The following is a 521-nucleotide window of genomic DNA, read 5'->3' as shown; positions in this document are numbered from 1 at the left end:
ACGATCACCGGCAAGCTCGCCAGCCAGAGCCAAGGGCGAGTCGGCTGGGCATCAGGCAACAGATAGGCCTGCATGGCCGGTGCCAACATCGGGCGCGAGCGGGAGCGTCGCCAGCCTTGCCACAACCACGGCAGCAGAGCGAGTAGCCAGAGTGGCCGCAGCAATATCACCTCCATCGGGACCATCCTTGCCGCACTGCGCGGGCCAGTCGCTCAGAGGCGAAACGTGGCAATACCATCAGCAGCCACGCCAAGGCCAGTGGCCAAGGATAGAGTTCAACCACCGGTTGCCCTTGAACCAGCGGCGTCGCGCTCGGCTCTAAGATGTTGATGGCATCATTGATGGCCGTCACGTCGTGCAAGGTGCGAGCCCGAAAATAGCGTCCCTGACCGAGTTCTGCGATCTGGCGCAGCAGGGGTTCATCCAACTCACTGCTGGGATCGTGCAGCGCCCCGCCGCGCTCCTCATCAGGCTGGGGCAAGGCCCCCGGCTCAGCGCCGACCCCGACGGTGTAGATGCGC

1 pseudogene is annotated in these 521 nt (G+C 64.7%); it reads right to left on the bottom strand.

Features of this window, described 5'->3' with window-relative positions:
- Positions 1-166 precede the first annotated feature (166 nt).
- Positions 167-521, bottom strand: a pseudogene (locus tag CUC53_RS18740) (VWA domain-containing protein); the annotation flags it as partial.

It is taken from the genome of Aeromonas cavernicola, assembly GCF_002795305.1.
Lineage (GTDB): Bacteria > Pseudomonadota > Gammaproteobacteria > Enterobacterales > Aeromonadaceae > Aeromonas > Aeromonas cavernicola.
The sequence above is the reverse complement of the archived record's forward strand: the minus strand, read 5'-3'. Positions and strand labels throughout refer to the sequence as shown.